Below are 17,479 nucleotides of genomic sequence, written 5' to 3' on the forward strand. Positions count from 1 at the left end.
TTATAGCCCTGCTCAAGCATTTTTCCACAATACTTGTTTAAGAGAACTCCATAAAAAACATTATCCAATAGAGTAGGGGTAATTCATGAATTACCTCTACTTTTGCGGGGACAAGTTTTAGAGGAATGATATTAAAACAGGATTAATCATTCTATGGAGTTGTTTAAAAATAGTTTCAATACAGTTCAGTCAAGGCCAATTGAGGCAATATTTTGGTTTGAACTGAACCGTATTGAAATTAATCTAATTTTCTAGTTGACAGATACTAATGGAGCTTTTACAATTTCCTTCAAGTTCACCGAAGAAAGAAGTTCTTCCCATTGTTTGGTTATACTTGGGTTATTGGGTTGGCCAGCTTGTAAGGTAGCTAGTGTTGCTAGACAGTCATACCACACTCCATTCGCACCAAAAGCAGTCGCCTGTTTCAGAGCATCTTTTTGTTGCATTGCCGTTGCCAAATCAGCACTAGGATAGATGCGCTGAATCCATCCATCAACGTAAGGTGTGCTAGGGCTAAGTTGTCCATTCACCTTCAGGGCAAGGAACCATTGGTACTTCTTACCAACAGCTAAACTGGGTGCATTCGCAGGCATTTTAAAGGCAACTACACCAACTTTTTTAGCAACTGGGATAGTTGTGCTGTAATGCATTCTACCAGATTCATCCTTCAGGCTAAATACAGCTTCTTCTGCATTAGAAGCAGGTAAATGCACCATAACTGTAGGACGTTCCGACACTGTTGTGCCATAGAAGCTTTGAGGCAGAAGTGCAATTAATGCTGCTGGACCAGATGCTCCAACACTCGAAGGATTCAAGTAGTAAGTACCAACGCGAGAAGCCCCACCATTTGCCTGTTGGGGAGCGCTGTTACCTTTAGCAGGGGTAAATAAATTACCTCTAGAAGCCCCACCACTTGACTGTTGGGGAGCGCTGTTACCTTTAGCAGGGGTAAATAAATCGCCTCTGGAAGCCCCACCACTTGACTGTTGGGGAGCGCTGTTACCTTTAGCAGGGGTAAACAAAGTGCCTCTAGAAGCTCCTCCTGTTGCTTGGCTAGGAGCGCTATTTCTAACCGGGGGAGTAAATAAATTACCTCTGGAAGCCCCTCCTGTTGCTTGGCTAGGAGCGCTATTTGTGGCAGGGGGGGTAAATTTTACAGCATAGGCACTAGTCCATATACTGCTAGACAAAAGAGCGGTTAAGCTCAATGTACTAACTAAATATCGACGTTTCATGATCTCCGTCCCTAAATAGGGTGGTATATATTAGCTTTTATAAACGAATATGGAGCAAAATACCATAAAGGAAATATATTTTTATCACAATTTTTACTGTCAACACGTAGTTAAACCTCCTCCAAGTTGAGAATTGGAGTTTTTTAAAAGGGAACAGGGAAGAGTATAGGATTTAGGAACTAAACCCGATGAAGAAAAAACTATTGGTTTCGACGTAGACGTGGTTTAATTCCAATTTCCAACTAAAACGAAAGTAGACCAAAAGAATGGATCGCGAAAATCAGTTTGACGAATCAGGTTTATTTGTGCTTGACGCAATGCTTCGGCTTTAGTAATTTTTGGTTGTCGCAGTTGTTCATAGAAGCTAGTCATCAGTATTTCTGCGGCTTTATCTTTGACTGGCCAAAGGGTGGCAATGGTAGAACGCGCACCGGATTTAACAGCTAAACCGGCTAGACCAAGGACGGCACGATCATCTCCGGTTGCAGTATCACAGGCACTTAGTACTAGTAATTCAATCGCTTTTGATGAATCCCCACCACGATTTTTGAGTAGTTCTGACAGTTCGTTAACATTAATGCGCCCATCCCAGGTAAGTAAGTAGGTATCTTCAAGACGGGAGCTAAATTGTCCGTGGGTTGCGAGGTGAACAACATCAACTTTAGCGGATTTAATGCGATCGCCAAAGGATTTATTTGTAAATTCTTGGTTGAGTAAAACTTGAGACGGGATTGACTGAGATATTTGCTTAACTTCTGACTCCACCGCAGGTAAGGCAGAAAACCCAGCACGAGACTCGCTAATACCGCCAACGATCGCATTAATTTTGTTTTGCTGGAGTGGATGAGCAGCCATGAGTTGCAATCCTGGCGACAGGGCAATGGCATATTTTTCAACCAAATATTGCTTGCCATCATACAAAGCTGCCATAGGAATGTTACGCAACTTTCCATCCAAAACAAACACTAATGTTTTGGTATCTTTAAAAGCTTGCTCCTGTTCTGCTGGACGAATTAGCCAGTCATAAATTTGTTCAGTAAATTTCTGCCGCTCTTGAGAATCGGAAACCGGGTTAAGGGAAACGAACAAATTACTCAGAGTTCGTTCAATTTCTGCTTGAGATTTGTGAGTAACGTAGTAACGCAGAGGTTTTCCGGTTTGGGAAAGAATCACCGCCAGGCGATCGCTTAAGATAATTGGGTAAATAACTGTTGCTGTGGGATCAACTTTGTCAATTTGCTGCGCTTTATCTAAACAAGCTTCCCGGAAAAAGTTATCGAGTTCAGCGACTTGCAATGATTCAATTAATTCACGAGCTTGCATTAATGCTGTCTGTGTTGGTTGTTCATCCAGAAGTAACCCCACGAGTTCCCGATATACAGGCTCTACACTTTCGCGGAAGGAAAATTGGACATCTGGGTTAACAGCAACCATATCCCCGCGCAGTGCCTTTAATGACTTAACTGCTTCTGTGTAGGCTGTAATTGCTGCCGATTTATTACCTTCTTGCTTATATAACTTTCCTACCTGCCATGCCGCTTGAGCAATGATATCGTCAGCTTGGAGTTGACGGGCTATATTGAGAGATTTCTCTGTTAATTTCTTGGACTCAGACCATTGCTGAGTGCGGATATAAAGTTGTCCTAACTGATATAATGCGTGTGCTTCTGCGGGAGTATCCTGAATGTTTTGGGCAGATTTTATTGTCACTGCCATGAGTTCTGCTAAGTCTTTGTTTGGTAAAACTTTCTCGGTTTTTGCCGATTGATTTACAGTGGCAACAAAATTAATCGCTGCGTAAAGAGAATCGTGACTAGGTGGTATTTCTGCTAGTTGTTGTCGCAATTGAGGAGCGAGGGGAATTGCATATTCGAGTTTGTCGTAATCGATCAACAATTTGAACTTAGCCAAACGTGCTTGCAACTCTTCATTCGGGTTAGTGGCAGCTTGTTGGGCATCGTCAAAGTAATTTAATGCTGTTTCTGGGTCTTGCAAATGTGAGGCATTTTTTCCTAGACTTAAAAGGATAGAACTTAACTGGGTTTTGGCTTGAATTTTATTTGCTGTATCTAAACTTTGTTCCAAAACTTGCTGGCTTTTGTCATCACCAATCGCTTGTAAAGCCCAGCCAAGCGATCGCAATCCACTAACCTTAACTTCCGAATCTGGCATTGCTGCCAATTTTTGAGTTAGTGTCTCTAGCTGCTGTCTCGAACGACGGTAAAATCCCAAACTTTGTAAAGCTTGTGCTTGGTTAATTTGACTACCCAGACTGCCTGTTATATCGCCAGCCTGCTCATAATATTTTTGTGCTTGTTGCCAGTTTTCGATGGCAGTTTCAGCTTTACCAGTACGCAACTGTAAGTTTGCTTGGGTATTCAGTGTTTGCGCCCAGATAATTGCATCAGCAGCAGGTTTAGTACTTTGCAAAATTTTGAGACTTTGCTCAATAGAATTTTGGGCTGGTTCCCACTGGTTGATTTCCTGTTGTGCTAAGGAAAGATAACTCAAACTCAAAGCCTCATTTAAGCGATCGCCCTGGGTTTGATATTGTTGCGCTGCTGTTTGCCAAGCCGTAATAGCTTCGGTAAAACGTCCCGCACGATAGAGATTTCGCCCCTTTTCTAGCCCGTTAGTAGGTTGGGAAGCAGAGATAATCGGTGTTGTTGCTACTGTTGGAGATGCTTTAACAGGTGTACCGATAAACACTAGAAATAAACTTAATATACTCAAGCCAGCATACAGCCAACGAGTTCGTTTAATTCGGAAAGCCATAATTAATTACTTATGATTGAGGAATTTGTTTGATGATTCGTCACGGTACAAGTAGTGTTCAAATAATCACTATTATTTATAGTACCCAACTTGTGATCAAATCTATCGGTAATCATTTCTAACACTCACTAAATTAAGGAAAATTAGGAAAATTAACTTTTGGAAACGGCAGCACAAGTTGAATATGATGGCAGATGAGCAGGAAATTTAGCTGCGATTAACTCAATTTTGCCATTAGCATTACGTTGCCAACCTGTAGATTGGACAAGCACCTCTGAAGATTGGGGTGTTTGACCTTGTGTTTCCTCTCTTTGACGATATGCAGAGATATCGCGGATATCAGACCAAGTGCGGAGGTGTAGCCCATCGTAGACAACGCTCCTCACTTCTTGATTAGGATTTTGTGGTATCCCACCTCGTCCCGTTGCCACAAAACTACTGCCAGTATTATTAGCGCAACCACTAGCGATTTGTTGGGATGAGTCAGTAACATTCCCTGGCAATTCCACTAAACCAGAATTGGGATCGGCACCGATGTTATTAATTTGAACCGTGCCACTGACATTAAATTGTGAGCTTGCAGTCACATCATTACTAGGAACTTCTCTAGGATTGAGGAGATTACGGTACTCTAGCCCGATAATTCCCTGAGTGGCAATTTGAATGTTGCCACCTCTTCCTTTAACTGCATTGGCAATAATGTCACTGTTTTCTAAACCGACAATGATCGGAGCATTGATAGTAATGTTGCCGCTATTACCGCTACCACCAGCTTCTGCATTAATAAAACCACCATGACGCATCAGTAGCAAATCCCGCAGTTGCAAATTAGTGTTACCACCTTCACCTGCTTTTGTAGATGCAGAAATGCTCGCCCCATTATCTATTTTTAAGGTATTCGCATTTATGTTCAAGGTGCCAGCGTTACCGGAGCCAGTATTTCTGATAAACACCGTTGCACCATTACTGATATTAAGAACTGGGGTGTTAATCGTAGTGCTACCAGAATTAGCGCTAGAAACTCCAAAAACAGGAATAACAGCTGTACCAATATAACTGGGATTTTGCGGATTTTTTACACCACTCACATCTATTGATTCAGAGGCGTTGATAGTTAGTGAACCCGCATCTCCTAAAATTATGCTAGAAGCAGATACTCTACCGCCAGATTGAACTGAAAGTGTACGAGTATCAATTTTTAAATCCCCTGCCTTACCCAACCCGAATGTGGCAGCAGATAACAGACTAAAATAAAGACCGTCTGGCGCTCCCTCACCTGTCACCTGAATCGTATCTGCTTTGACTACGACATCACCGCCATTACCTAAAGAGTAAGGTCTTGCTGCCACATTAGCGCCAGCTAAAATAGACAGATTTTGAGTGGAGATGGCAATATTTCCACCTTTCCCAGTCCCAAAAGAAGCAGCGAATATCTGGCTGACTGCTCGAAAAGGAAAAGGATCGCCAGATGCAAAACCGTTGACCCGCATTTGATTAGTATTGAGTGCAATGTTGCCACCCAGTGCTGCGCTAAAGGTACGGTTTAAGATATAGCCACCTTGATCAATATTCAATCGTGGAGTGGTAACGATAATATTTCCTGCCGCACCAGAGGATATAGTTTCATTGATTAAACTGCTAGAACTATTAAAATCAGGAGACTTGCCAATGATATCAAGGGATTCTGTGGCATTGATGGCAATATTACCCGCAGTTTGATTGCTAAGATTTTGTACTAATATCAGCGAACCATCTTGGATACTGATATGTTTCCCCTGAATTTGGATGTCTCCTCCCCTTTTCCCAGTGGAGTCGCGTGTAGATGCTAAAGTTTGTTGAGTGATCTGAATATCCCCAAAACTGGAAGCATTGGGATAACTGAGGGTGAATCCTTCAGGAATGGAATTGAGGACGACGCTGGAGTTATTGATACTACCCAGTTCTATTCTTCCTCCCGGTGCATAGAGCAACCCTCCTTCTAAGTCTATATTTCCACCCACCAGTGCTAGGGTTTTTCCAGGTTGCAACTGCAATCCTTTTGTACCCAGGTTCGGTTCAGAGACTGGAAGCGATATGCCTATTTGAGCATTGTGTCCTGATCCTTGAACGCTAATTGCACCAGGATTACTGCCCATCTGCAAACCCACAGGTACACTCATCGTCAGCAAAGAAGTTGTGTTCGCGTTAACAGCACTATATTCAACTCCATCGCTAAACGTAATACTATTGGCTGTCGTCGCCACAAACGATCCACCAATATTCAAACGAGCGTTTTCTCCAAATATAATTCCATTAGGATTCATCAAAAATAAACTGGTGGGATGATTACCCTTGAGGGTTTGAATCAAGCCATCAATATGGGAAATATTTCCACCTGTAACCCGACTAAATATAGTTGTAATGTTTGGCGTGTTCACTAAATCAAAGTTAGCTGAACCACCTGTAGGTATAGAGAAATTGCCAAAACTGTGGAATAAGTTCTTACCTTTTTCAATACCATTAAGAATAGTAAAGTTATTGCCATTTGAGATGACGTTGGTGTTAGTGGTAGCATCAGATGTCACTTGAGCATGAGCCGTATGGCACCAAATCAGCATTAAACCTAGTGCTAGTTGATTCAGCAAACCTAAACCTACATAACTTACTCTCATTACTTAATGTCTCTCAATACTTGATGACTAATTTTTAGGATTCCCAAAAAGTAATTATTTCTAACATATACAGCGGATTGCAGATCAATGAGGCTTCGCCGTGAGCATCAGCCGATAGCTTGCGTGGCGTAGCCATACGGTAAAGAATCTAAATTCAAAGCCAGACATCCAGCCAGTTTTATTCCTGAATTCTGTTGTATATGTCCATCTCGCTGGAAATGAGTATTGAAAGTGAGTTGGGCTTTGAGAGTGCGATCGCATTCCTCAAATTCTTCCCAACTAAAATATGTGATTATTAAAGAATAATAAGTAATGTATTTTTTGAACAAAATTTTGGTTAGATGGTCAAACGAGTTTTTGTTTTTTGGGTTAGCACTCTTGCTAAATCCCATTATTTTGGGAGAAACTGTTGTCCTTGCCGAAATTAAACCCGATACTACATTGGGCAATGAAGCATCTTTGATAAAACAAAAAGATGTCACCAATGAGCTACACCTACTAATTGAAGGTGGTGCAGTCCGAGGAGCAAACCTATTTCACAGCTTTCGTGAATTTAGCATTGGTGACGGGCAACGGGTCTACTTTTCCAACCCTACAGGCATAGAAAATATTCTCACACGAATCACTGGAAAAAACCGTTCTGATATTTTGGGGACACTTGGGGTTTTGGGTAATGCCAATTTATTTTTGATCAACCCCAACGGCATAGTTTTTGGGCAAAATGCAAGATTGGATGTGGGCGGTTCTTTTATTGCCAGCACAGCAGATAGTTTTGTGTTTGGTGATGGTTTATTATTCAGTGCCAAAAATCCCCAATCTGCTTCTGTATTAACAATTAACGTCCCCTTGGGATTACAATATCAGAGCAATTCAGGAAGTATTCAAGTACAGGGTACTGATTTCTTGAAACCAAGCGGTAAAACCATAGCGCTGGTAGGTGGCAATGTCAGCTTAGATAACGCAACCTTGAGAGTTCCCACAGGTAGAGTGGAGCTAGGAGGAGTAAGCGGAGAAGGAATTGTAGAATTTAGCCGCGATAGTGATAATTTAAGCCTGAATTTTCCTGAGAGTTTAACCAAGGCAGATATTTTCTTAAATGGGACAAGAATTAACGTTATTGCTGGTAATGGCGGCAGTGTATCACTGAATGCTCAGAATATAGCAATGAGTGATAGTTTTATTTTTGCTGGTATCGGCGCTGGTTTAGGATCAGCTACCAGTAAAGCAGGGGATATCACCCTAAATGCAGCAGCAGAAATCAAAATAGATGGCATTAGCGGCATTTTGCAATACCTCTTTCCAGAAGCCGTAGGTACAGGAGGAGATATACAGATTACAGCTAAAACCTTAATTTCAACCAATGGGGGAGCAATCAATAATGTTACCCAGGGTAAAGGTGATGCTGGAAATATAAGGATTACTGGCCATGATTATATCTTCTTAGATGGTGAGGATAGAGATGGCTTTCCCACAGCAGTAGGTACTTCTATTACCCAAGGAGCAAAAGGTAACACTGGAAACATCAGCATCACAACCAATGCTTTGACATTGACCAACGGTGCTAATATAACCAGTCTAGTATCTGGAGAAGGAAATGCAGGTAATATCATCATTACTGCACACGATACTATCTCCTTAGATGGCGAACGTAGTAGCGGTAGTCCTACCAATATCAGTAGTCAAGTTCGTCGTGGAGCCGTAGGTAATGGTGGAAATATCAGCATTATGACTGATTCTCTACAACTGACTAATGGCGCTCTATTGTCTACCAACTTATTTGGCCAGGGAAAAGGTGGAAATGTGAATGTTACTGCTAACAAGACAGTATTCATTGATGCTCAAGGCAGCATATTCCCCAGTGGTATATCTAGTGCAGTAGCCTCTGTCGGTCTAGGTCAAGCTGGAGATATCAATATTGATACTGAGTTTTTATCTCTGACCAATAATGCTAATTTGAATAGCCGCACAGATGGACAGGCAAATGCGGGAAATATTACTATCAACACTGGATCAATGGTTGCCAGCAACGACAGTTTATTGACAACTAGCAGTTCAGGGCAAGGGAATGCTGGTAATGTAAATATCCATGCTCGTGATCAAGTCTTATTGGATCAGCAAAGTGCAGTTATTAGTGGTCTTAACCGCACATCTGTAGGCCAGGCAGGTAGCATCAATATTTATACTAGATTATTCACCTTAAAAAATGGTTCTCAACTGCAAACAAATACTTCAGGTCGGGGCAATGCAGGTAGTATCAATATTTATGCTAAAGACTCTGTAATTTTAGATGGAGCAAGTCCTCTGTTTCCCACAGCAATAGGTAGTAGTGTCAGAGAAGGTGCTGAGGGTCAAGGAGGTAACATCAACATTAATAGTAACTCACTGAACTTGAGCAATCAGGCTTCATTGATCAGTGTGACTAGAGGCATGGGAAATGCTGGTGATATTACCATTCAAGCCAACGATACCATCAACCTATCCTCTGATAGCTTGGTTTCCAATGCAGTAGAAACAAGAGGTATAGGTAAAGGTGGTGACATCAAAATTATAACTGGCTCTCTATTTTTAACAGATGGGACTCAACTAGCTGCTGGTACTAGGGGAGTAGGTAATGCGGGTAATATCAACATTCAAGCCAGTGGAGTTGTTTCCTTCGATGGTAAAAACAGCAATGGGTTTTCTAGTGGCGCACTTAGTTTAGTGGAAACTGAAGCAATTGGTAATGGTGGTGATATAGATATCATGGCTCAAGCATTATCAATTACTAATGGTGCTGTAATTAATACGAGAACTCAAGGTCAAGGAGATGCAGGTAATATCCAAGTGACAGCAGATACCTTCGATGCAGCAAGTGGTGGACAACTCCTAACTTCAACCAGCAGTAGCAATAAAGCCGGAGATATTACTTTAAAAATAAGCGATCGCGTGACTTTATCAGGAGACGGCACAGGTTTATTTGCCAATACTACCCTTGATGTTACGGGCAACAGTGGTAATATCTTCATCGACCCTAAAATCATGATTCTTCGTGATGGTGCAAAAATTGCTGTCGATAACCAAGGTAGTGGAACAGGGGGTAGTATTGATATCCAAGCTGGGATATTAACCCTTGATAACAAAGCTGTAATTTCTGCGGAAACAGCAAGTAATACTGGCGGTAATATTCAAATCCAACTACAAGACCTGTTGTTATTAAGGCGTAATAGTCTAATTTCCACTACTGCTGGAACTGCTCAAGCAAGAGGTGATGGAGGTAATATAACCATCAATACCCCATTTATTGTGGCTTTTCCCTCAGAAAATAACGATATTACCGCCAACGCTTTTACTGGCAATGGTGGAAGTGTCAATATTAATGCTATAAGCATCTTTGGGTTAATATCCCGCTCTCGTGCTGACCTGGAGAGGTTATTGGGAACAAACGACCCCACCCAATTAAATTCAGCATCGCTCCCTACCAATGATATTACAGCTATTTCCCAAGCCAATCCTTCATTAAATGGTCAAATAAATCTCAATATACTTGATACAGACCCCAACAATGGAATATTTGAATTATCAACGAATGTAGTAGATGCTTCCAAATTAATAGCCCAAACTTGTAAACAAAGCGGAGAACAAACAGCTAGTCAACAAAGTGAGTTTGTTATCACTGGACGGGGTGGTTTACCATCTAATCCCAGTGAACTTTTAAGCAGTGATGTAATTTGGCAAGACTTACAACCCCATGCTTTGCTGAATGAAAAACTCAATAACTCTCAAAAAGAAGAGAAAAAGCTTTCTGAATCACCTGCTGCAATTGTAGAAGCGCAAGGCTGGGTAATTGGTGATGATGGCAATGTCACCTTGGTAGCTCAATCACCCACTACTACTCCTCAGAATTCTTTTGTTACACCTGTTAATTGTCCAGTTGTACAAAACTAATGCTTACCAATCTTCAGATGGCAAAAAAAATACCTAAATTATTGTGTAAAGTTATAGCTTTTCTGCTTTGTGTACTAACAGGAATAAGTCTAACACTGATACTCGAATTTAGAACAGTTACATCTGCAACTGTTCCACCTTTTGCTTCTAGTTCTCCAACTGCACAAGCACAGGAACTTTCCAATTTAATTCAACAAGGTAGAGAACTATATCAAACAGAAAGATATACTGAAGCTATCAATATTTGGCAATTGGCACTTACATCTGAAAAGAACAGAAATAATTTATCATCTCAATCAATGGTGCTAAATTATCTTTCTTTAGCTTATCAAAAATTGGGACGGTGGCAGCAAGCAAAAGAAGCAATTACTTCTAGTCTTCAGCTACTAAGAAATATCAAACAAATAACTCCACAAACAAAACTAATTCTGGCTCAAACTTTCAATATTCAAGGAAGTTTAGAATTAGCTCAAGGTCAAGCAGAACAAGCTTTAAATACTTGGCAGCAAGCAACTAATATTTACACTGAAGTCGGTTATATACAAGGGAGAATTGGTAGTTTAATAAATCAGGCACAAGCTCAACAAGCTTTAGGGCTTTACCTCCAAGCACGTAAAACGCTCATAAATGTCGAAAAAGCACTAGAAAATCAGCCAAATACACAATTAAAAAGTACAAGTTTGCGTAGTTTGGGTAATGCTCTCAGATTATTAGGTGCTTTTGATGATTCTCGGAAAATATTACAACAAAACTTACAATTATTACAAAGTGCAGATAATCTAGATAAACTAGAAATAAGTTCCACATTACTCAGTTTAGGTAACACAGCTTATACCCAAGGAGATCAAGAATCTGCATTAAAATACTATGAACAGGCTGCTACAAGTTCATCTATAAACATTACACAAATCCAAGCTAATATTAATCAAATTTACCTTTTAATCAATACTGATAAATTAGCAGATGCCAACAATATCTGGATTCAGTTACAGCCAAAATTAGCTAAATTATCTCCTAGTCGTTCCACAATTTATGCTCATATTAATCTAGCAAAAAATTTGGTAAAATTGGGAAATCAAGAAACCGAATCTGCTAAATTATTAGTAACAGCACTGCAACAAGCTAAAAGTTTAAATGATCAAAAAGCCGAATCTTATGCTTTAGGTTATTTAGGTGGACTATATGAAAAAACTCAGCAATGGTCAAATGCTCAAGAGTTAACTGAACAAGCTCTACAAATAGCCCAAGCTATTAATGCTCCAGATGTTGCCTATCAATGGCAGTGGCAATTAGGAAGAATTTTAAAAGCTCAAGGCTCAATCAAACCAGCAACAGATGCTTATAAAGTAGCCTTCACAACCTTAAAATCTTTACGGAGTGATTTAGTTGCAGTTAACACAGATATTCAATTTTCTTTTCGGGAAACTGTAGAACCTGTATATCGTGAATATGTAGAATTACTTTTCAATCCGGGAACAAATCAAGAACCTAGTCAAGAGCAGTTAAAACAAGCTCGTCAAGTTATTGAATCATTACAATTAGCAGAGCTTGATAACTTTTTTCGTTCTGCTTGTCTAGAAGGACAGATAGTACCAATTGAACAGATTCAAGAATCACAAGCAGCAGTAATTTATCCAATTATTCTCAAAGACAAACTAGAAGTAATTCTGAGTTTACCCCAACAAGGGTTACGTCACTACACTGCTCAAGTTTCTCAAATTGAACTTGAAGAAATTGTTGCAGAACTCAGATTTAATTTAGAAAAACCTTATACAACTCCCGAAGGAAAATTATTATCTGCAAAAATTTATGATTGGTTAATTCGTCCCGTACAAACAGAACTTGCTCAAAGTCAGGTGAAAACATTAGTTTTTATTTTGGACGGTTCTTTGCGAAATATCCCAATGGCTGCTTTATATGATGGCAAACAATATTTATTAGAACAATACAGTCTGGCACTTACGCCCGGTTTAGAATTATTGGGCCCTCGGCCTTTACAGGAAAGTAGGTTAAAAACTTTGGTAGCTGGACTGACAGAAGCAAGACATGGATTTAGTTCTTTACCGAATGTCAATGAAGAATTAAAAGCAGTTGAGTCAGAAGTACCGAGTCAAGTTCTGTTGAATCAGACATTTACGAGTACAGCATTACGTCAACAAATAGACTCTCTACCTTTTTCTGTTGTACACTTGGCAACTCATGGTCAATTTAGTTCCAATGCTGATGACACCTTTGTATTGGCTTGGGATAAGCCCATGAAAGTCAATGAATTAAAAGATTTGCTGCGTAGTAGAGAACAAACTAGACCTGAACCCATTGAATTACTGGTTTTGAGTGCTTGCGAAACAGCCGAAGGAGACAAACGAGCGGCTTTAGGACTAGCTGGAATAGCAGTTCAAGCCGGCGCACGCAGTACCTTAGCTTCTCTTTGGAGTCTAGACGATGAATCTGGGGCGCTTCTCATTGGTCAATTTTATAAAGAGTTAGCAACTAAGCAAGTGACAAAGGCAGAAGCACTGCGACTCGCGCAACTTTCACTATTAAAAGACCCAGATTATCGACATCCTGTGCATTGGGCATCTTACGTATTATTGGGAAATTGGCTGTAGTAGGTTGCTCAAAAAAATTTTTAGATTTGTTCCTTTAACTTTGCATAAACCCCAAAAGTCAACCGTGTAATTCAGCAAGGAGTTGAAAAGCTAACACCCAACTCCATTACACGCAAACTTTGCAAGAATAAAGGACAAACTAAAATGTCTACATTTGGTACATACACAGGTGACGAGCAAAATAATATCTTTATTGCACCTAATGACGGCTCATCTTGGGTGATTTATGGAGAAGGCGGCGATGATATCCTAACTGGTGGGACTGGTGACGATACCATAAATGGCGATGAAGGCAACGATACCATCAGTGGTGGAGAAGGTTATGATTATATCTCTGGTGGGGAAGGTGATGATTTATTGGTTGATATCCAAGGTAATGTCAATGGTGGTGGCGGTACTGATACTCTCAGGGCAGACTATAGCCAGTTCGACAATGGTTTTGGTGTTCATGTTGGATATGCGGGATACAACATCATCTTTAGTCGCCGTGATGCCAGTGGTTTGCTGACTTACAGCAATATTGAGAAGTTTGACATCACAGGCACAAAATATGACGATGTTTTGCAAGGTGCTGCTGATAGCGACACTCTCAGAGGTGGTGGTGGTAATGATGAAATCAATGGTGCGGCTGGTTATGATTACCTCTTTGGCGGAGATGGGAATGACGTTTTAATTGATAGTGAAGGTAATATTGATGGTGGTGCTGGTTCTGACATTTTAGTGGCCGACTACAGTCAGTTCAATAATGGTGCTGGTATTGATTTGGGATACAGTGGACAAAATGCCATCTTCAGCCGTCTTACTTATAATCCTTTACTCAATTACAGCAATATTGAGCGATTTAATATCACAGGCACACAATATGCTGATATTCTCCGGGGTGGGTCTGGTGATGACACTCTCAATGGTGCTGGTGGTAATGATCAAATAATCGCCGGAGCAGGTAATGATATTGTGATTGATACCCAAGCTAGTATTGATGGTGGTGTTGGTGTGGATACTTTAGTTGCCGACTACAGCCTGTTCAATAATGGTGCGGGTATTGATGTGCAACAAAATGCTATTTTTAGTCGCCAAACAGGTAATTTTTTACTGGGTCATGTGAATGTTGAGCGATTTAACATCACAGGCACACAATATGATGATATTCTCCGGGGAGGTGCTAGTGATGATACCCTCAGCGGTGGTGCTGGCAATGATACTTTGATAAATGCGAATGGTACGGTTGATGGTGGTGCTGGTATTGATACTTTAGTAGCTGATTACACTGCTAAAGTGGACGGCGCTGGTATTCATTTGGGGTGGAATGGTTCAAATAATGTTTTTAGTCGTGTCAATGGTCAGGTTTTGGTTAATGTCTCTAATATAGAAAAATACAATATTACTGGTTCACAATATCAAGATGTTTTTGAGGGACGTTCAGGTAATGACATCTTCAATGGTGGCGCTGGTAATGACATCTTCTATGGCGATGCTGGTAATGATACTCTAATCGGTGGAACTGGTAATGATACTTTTTATGGTGGTGTTGGTGCAGATAACTTTGTTTTCAACTCCAAACTAGAAGGCTTAGATATTATCAAGGATTTCAGTTGGGTGCAAGGTGATAAGATTCAGATTTCTCAAATCGGTTTTGGTGTTACTGACCTCAATAGTTTCAGTTATAACGATGTTACTGGTGGCTTGTTCTTCCAAGGAACTCAGTTGGCTACTCTTGAGAATAAACCTGCTGGATTCTCGATTAGTTTAGACGTTCAACTTGTTTAAAACTCTGATCTAGAAAATGCTGAAGGTTTTCTACCTTCTTTTAAGATTGTTATTTTCTAAAAACTCAAGCGCAATTTTAATAATCAATTTTCCCCAGTCCTAGACTGGGTTTTTGTTTAATAACGGAACTCATAGCAGATTTTTTATTTTTCACATTTTTGCATAAACTTCAAAAGTCAACCGTGTAACTCAGCAAGGAATTCAAATTTGCAACAATAAAGGACAAACTAAAATGCCTAGATATACAGGTGACAATAACAATAATATCTTTACCGCACCTAATGATGGTTTATCTTGGGTGATTTCTGGAAAAGGCGGCGATGATATCTTAACTGGTGGAAATAATGACGACATCATAAATGGCGATGAAGGAAATGATACCATCTACGGTGGCGGTGGCAACGATAATATCAATGGTGGGGAAGGTTACGATTATATCTATGGTGGAGATGGTGATGATATTTTAGTTGATATCCAAGGTAGTGTTGATGGTGGTGCTGGTATTGATTTTCTAAAAGCAGATTATAGCCAGTTTGATAATGGTGCTGGTATTCATGTGGGATGGTTGGGATACAACATCATCTTTAGTCGCGTTGATGCTAGTGGTTTACTGACTTACAACAATGTTGAGAGGTTTGAAATCACTGGCACAAAATATGTAGATATTTTGCAAGGTGGCGCTTATAATGACAACCTCAATGGTGGAGATGGTGATGATGAAATCTTTGGTGGGGCTGGTAATGATAATTTAAATGGTGGTGCTGGTTTTGACTATCTGAATGGTGGGGATGGTAATGATAATTTAACTGATATTCAAGGAATTGTTGATGGTGGTGCGGGTACTGATACTCTAAAGGCAGACTATAGCCTGTTTAATAATGGTGTTGGGATTGAAGTGGGATACAACGGAGAAAGTGCTATCTACAGCAAGTATACGAGCAGTCCTAGTAATAATAATTCTGGTAACGATTACTTGTATTCTCCTTCTGTGTTGCTGAGATATAGCAATGTTGAAAAGTTTGAAATTACAGGTACACAATATAACGATATTTTGCGGGGTGGCACTAATAATGACACTCTTGATGGTGGTGGTGGTTATAACTACTTATTTGGTGGGGCTGGTAATGATAATTTAATTAATATTCAGGGATTGGTTGATGGTGGTGCTGGTTCTGATACTCTCATAGCCAACTACGGTCTGTTTAATAATGGTGTTGGGATTGAAGTGGGATACAACGGAGAAAATGCCATCTATAGTAATGACAACAGCATACCTTTTGGTAGTCCCTTTGCTTATAATGCTTCTGTTTTACTTACATATAGCAATGTTGAAAAGTTTGATATCACTGGTACACAATATGCAGATAAACTGCGGGGTGGTACAAACAATGACATTCTCAATGGTGGTGGTGGTAATGATGAAATTAGTGGTGGGGCTGGTAATGATATTTTAAATGGTGGTGATGGGAATGACGTTTTAATTGATATCAATGGAATTGCTGATGGTGGTGAAGGAATTGATACTCTGATTTCTGACTACGGTCTGTTTAATAATGGTGCTGGTGTCTATTTTGGAATCTTTGGCAGAGAAGGAATTCGCAGTTTATCAGGGGGTGAAGTTGTACTTGATTACACTAATATTGAGCAATTTCATGTAACTGGTACGCAATATGGAGACTTGCTTGTTGGTAGCGATCGCAATGATATCCTTAATGGTGGTGCTGGTAATGATGTCATCGGTGGTGGCGCTGGTTATGATTACCTCTTTGGTGGTGACGGTGATGATACTTTAGTTGATATAGATGGAAATGTTGATGGTGGTGCCGGTAGTGACACTCTCATAGCCGACTACAGTCAATTTAATAATGGTTTTGAGATTGAAGTGGGATACAACGGAGAAAATCTAATCTATAGCAACATTCTTGGCAGTAGTGCTTCTACTAATAACAATCCCTTATACTCTGGCACTTCTAACAATAGTCATAATCCCTTATTCTCTGGTACTTCTGACAGTGGTAGCGATGATTTATCCTCTAGTTTTACCCTGCTTAGATATAGCAATATTGAGAAGTTTGAGATTACTGGTACACAATATGCTGATAAACTGCGGGGTAGCACTGGCGATGATACTTTAGTGGGTGGATTTGGTAATGATATCCTTACAGGTGGATCTGGGGCTGATAAATTTGTCTTCAACTCTATTTTAGAAGGCTTAGACATTATCAAAGATTTTAGTTGGATAGAAGGTGACAAAATTCAGATTTCTCAAGTTGGATTTGGTATCACTGACCTCAATAGTTTCAGTTACAATAACGCTACTGGTGGCTTGTTATTCCAAGGCAATCAATTCGCTACTCTTGAGAATATACCTGCTGGTTTCGCAGTTAGTTTAGATGTTCAGCTTGTTTAATATTTCCTATAAATTGGTTTCCCAAATTCATAATCTCAAGCCTAATAAACACAGCACTCAGAAATTATTTTTAATTCCTAGAGTGTTTTTTTATCCCATAGGACTTAC

Annotated in this window: 8 protein-coding genes; 4 read left to right on the forward strand and 4 right to left on the reverse strand. The window is 40.1% G+C overall.

Going from position 1 to position 17,479, the window contains the following annotated elements:
* Positions 1 to 251 precede the first annotated feature (251 nt).
* From AC012T_RS00675 to AC012T_RS00690, 4 genes are all read right to left on the reverse strand, one after another.
* On the reverse strand, positions 252 to 1,235 hold the full coding sequence (locus AC012T_RS00675; protein ID WP_487062370.1) for a DUF928 domain-containing protein: 984 nt from the start codon (positions 1,233 to 1,235) through the stop codon (positions 252 to 254).
* A gap of 225 nt (positions 1,236 to 1,460) precedes the next feature.
* On the reverse strand, positions 1,461 to 4,010 hold the full coding sequence (locus AC012T_RS00680; RefSeq protein WP_487062372.1) for a CHAT domain-containing protein: 2,550 nt from the start codon (positions 4,008 to 4,010) through the stop codon (positions 1,461 to 1,463).
* 152 nt (positions 4,011 to 4,162) lie between these two features.
* A complete protein-coding gene (locus AC012T_RS00685) occupies positions 4,163 to 6,661 on the reverse strand; it encodes a two-partner secretion domain-containing protein (RefSeq protein WP_487062374.1) in 2,499 nt (832 codons plus the stop codon).
* 107 nt (positions 6,662 to 6,768) lie between these two features.
* Positions 6,769 to 6,990, reverse strand: a complete 222-nt coding sequence (locus AC012T_RS00690; RefSeq protein WP_487062376.1) for a hypothetical protein — start codon at positions 6,988 to 6,990, stop codon at positions 6,769 to 6,771.
* Here AC012T_RS00690 and AC012T_RS00695 point away from each other — a divergent pair.
* From AC012T_RS00695 to AC012T_RS00710, 4 genes are all read left to right on the forward strand, one after another.
* Complete coding sequence (locus AC012T_RS00695; RefSeq protein ID WP_487062378.1) at positions 6,983 to 10,585, forward strand: two-partner secretion domain-containing protein; 3,603 nt, start codon at positions 6,983 to 6,985, stop codon at positions 10,583 to 10,585. The genes AC012T_RS00690 and AC012T_RS00695 overlap by 8 nt on opposite strands.
* Positions 10,586 to 10,602: 17 nt before the next feature.
* On the forward strand, positions 10,603 to 13,194 hold the full coding sequence (locus AC012T_RS00700; protein ID WP_487062380.1) for a CHAT domain-containing protein: 2,592 nt from the start codon (positions 10,603 to 10,605) through the stop codon (positions 13,192 to 13,194).
* A 144-nt stretch (positions 13,195 to 13,338) separates the two neighbouring features.
* On the forward strand, positions 13,339 to 14,961 hold the full coding sequence (locus AC012T_RS00705; RefSeq protein WP_487062382.1) for a calcium-binding protein: 1,623 nt from the start codon (positions 13,339 to 13,341) through the stop codon (positions 14,959 to 14,961).
* A gap of 232 nt (positions 14,962 to 15,193) precedes the next feature.
* Entirely contained in the window at positions 15,194 to 17,371 is a 2,178-nt protein-coding gene (locus AC012T_RS00710; RefSeq protein WP_487062384.1) for a calcium-binding protein, read from the forward strand.
* Positions 17,372 to 17,479 lie beyond the last annotated feature (108 nt).

This window comes from Anabaena sp. EIM26 (genome assembly GCF_057568715.1).

Bases quoted from the DNA above. Each gene is read 5' to 3' on its own strand.
- AC012T_RS00675 (WP_487062370.1), bottom strand. From the start codon at position 1,235: ATGAAACGTCGATATTTAGTTAGTACATTGAGCTTAACCGCTCTTTTG.
- AC012T_RS00680 (WP_487062372.1), bottom strand. From the start codon at position 4,010: ATGGCTTTCCGAATTAAACGAACTCGTTGGCTGTATGCTGGCTTGAGT.
- AC012T_RS00685 (WP_487062374.1), bottom strand. From the start codon at position 6,661: ATGAGAGTAAGTTATGTAGGTTTAGGTTTGCTGAATCAACTAGCACTA.
- AC012T_RS00700 (WP_487062380.1), top strand. From the start codon at position 10,603: ATGGCAAAAAAAATACCTAAATTATTGTGTAAAGTTATAGCTTTTCTG.
- AC012T_RS00705 (WP_487062382.1), top strand. From the start codon at position 13,339: ATGTCTACATTTGGTACATACACAGGTGACGAGCAAAATAATATCTTT.
- AC012T_RS00710 (WP_487062384.1), top strand. From the start codon at position 15,194: ATGCCTAGATATACAGGTGACAATAACAATAATATCTTTACCGCACCT.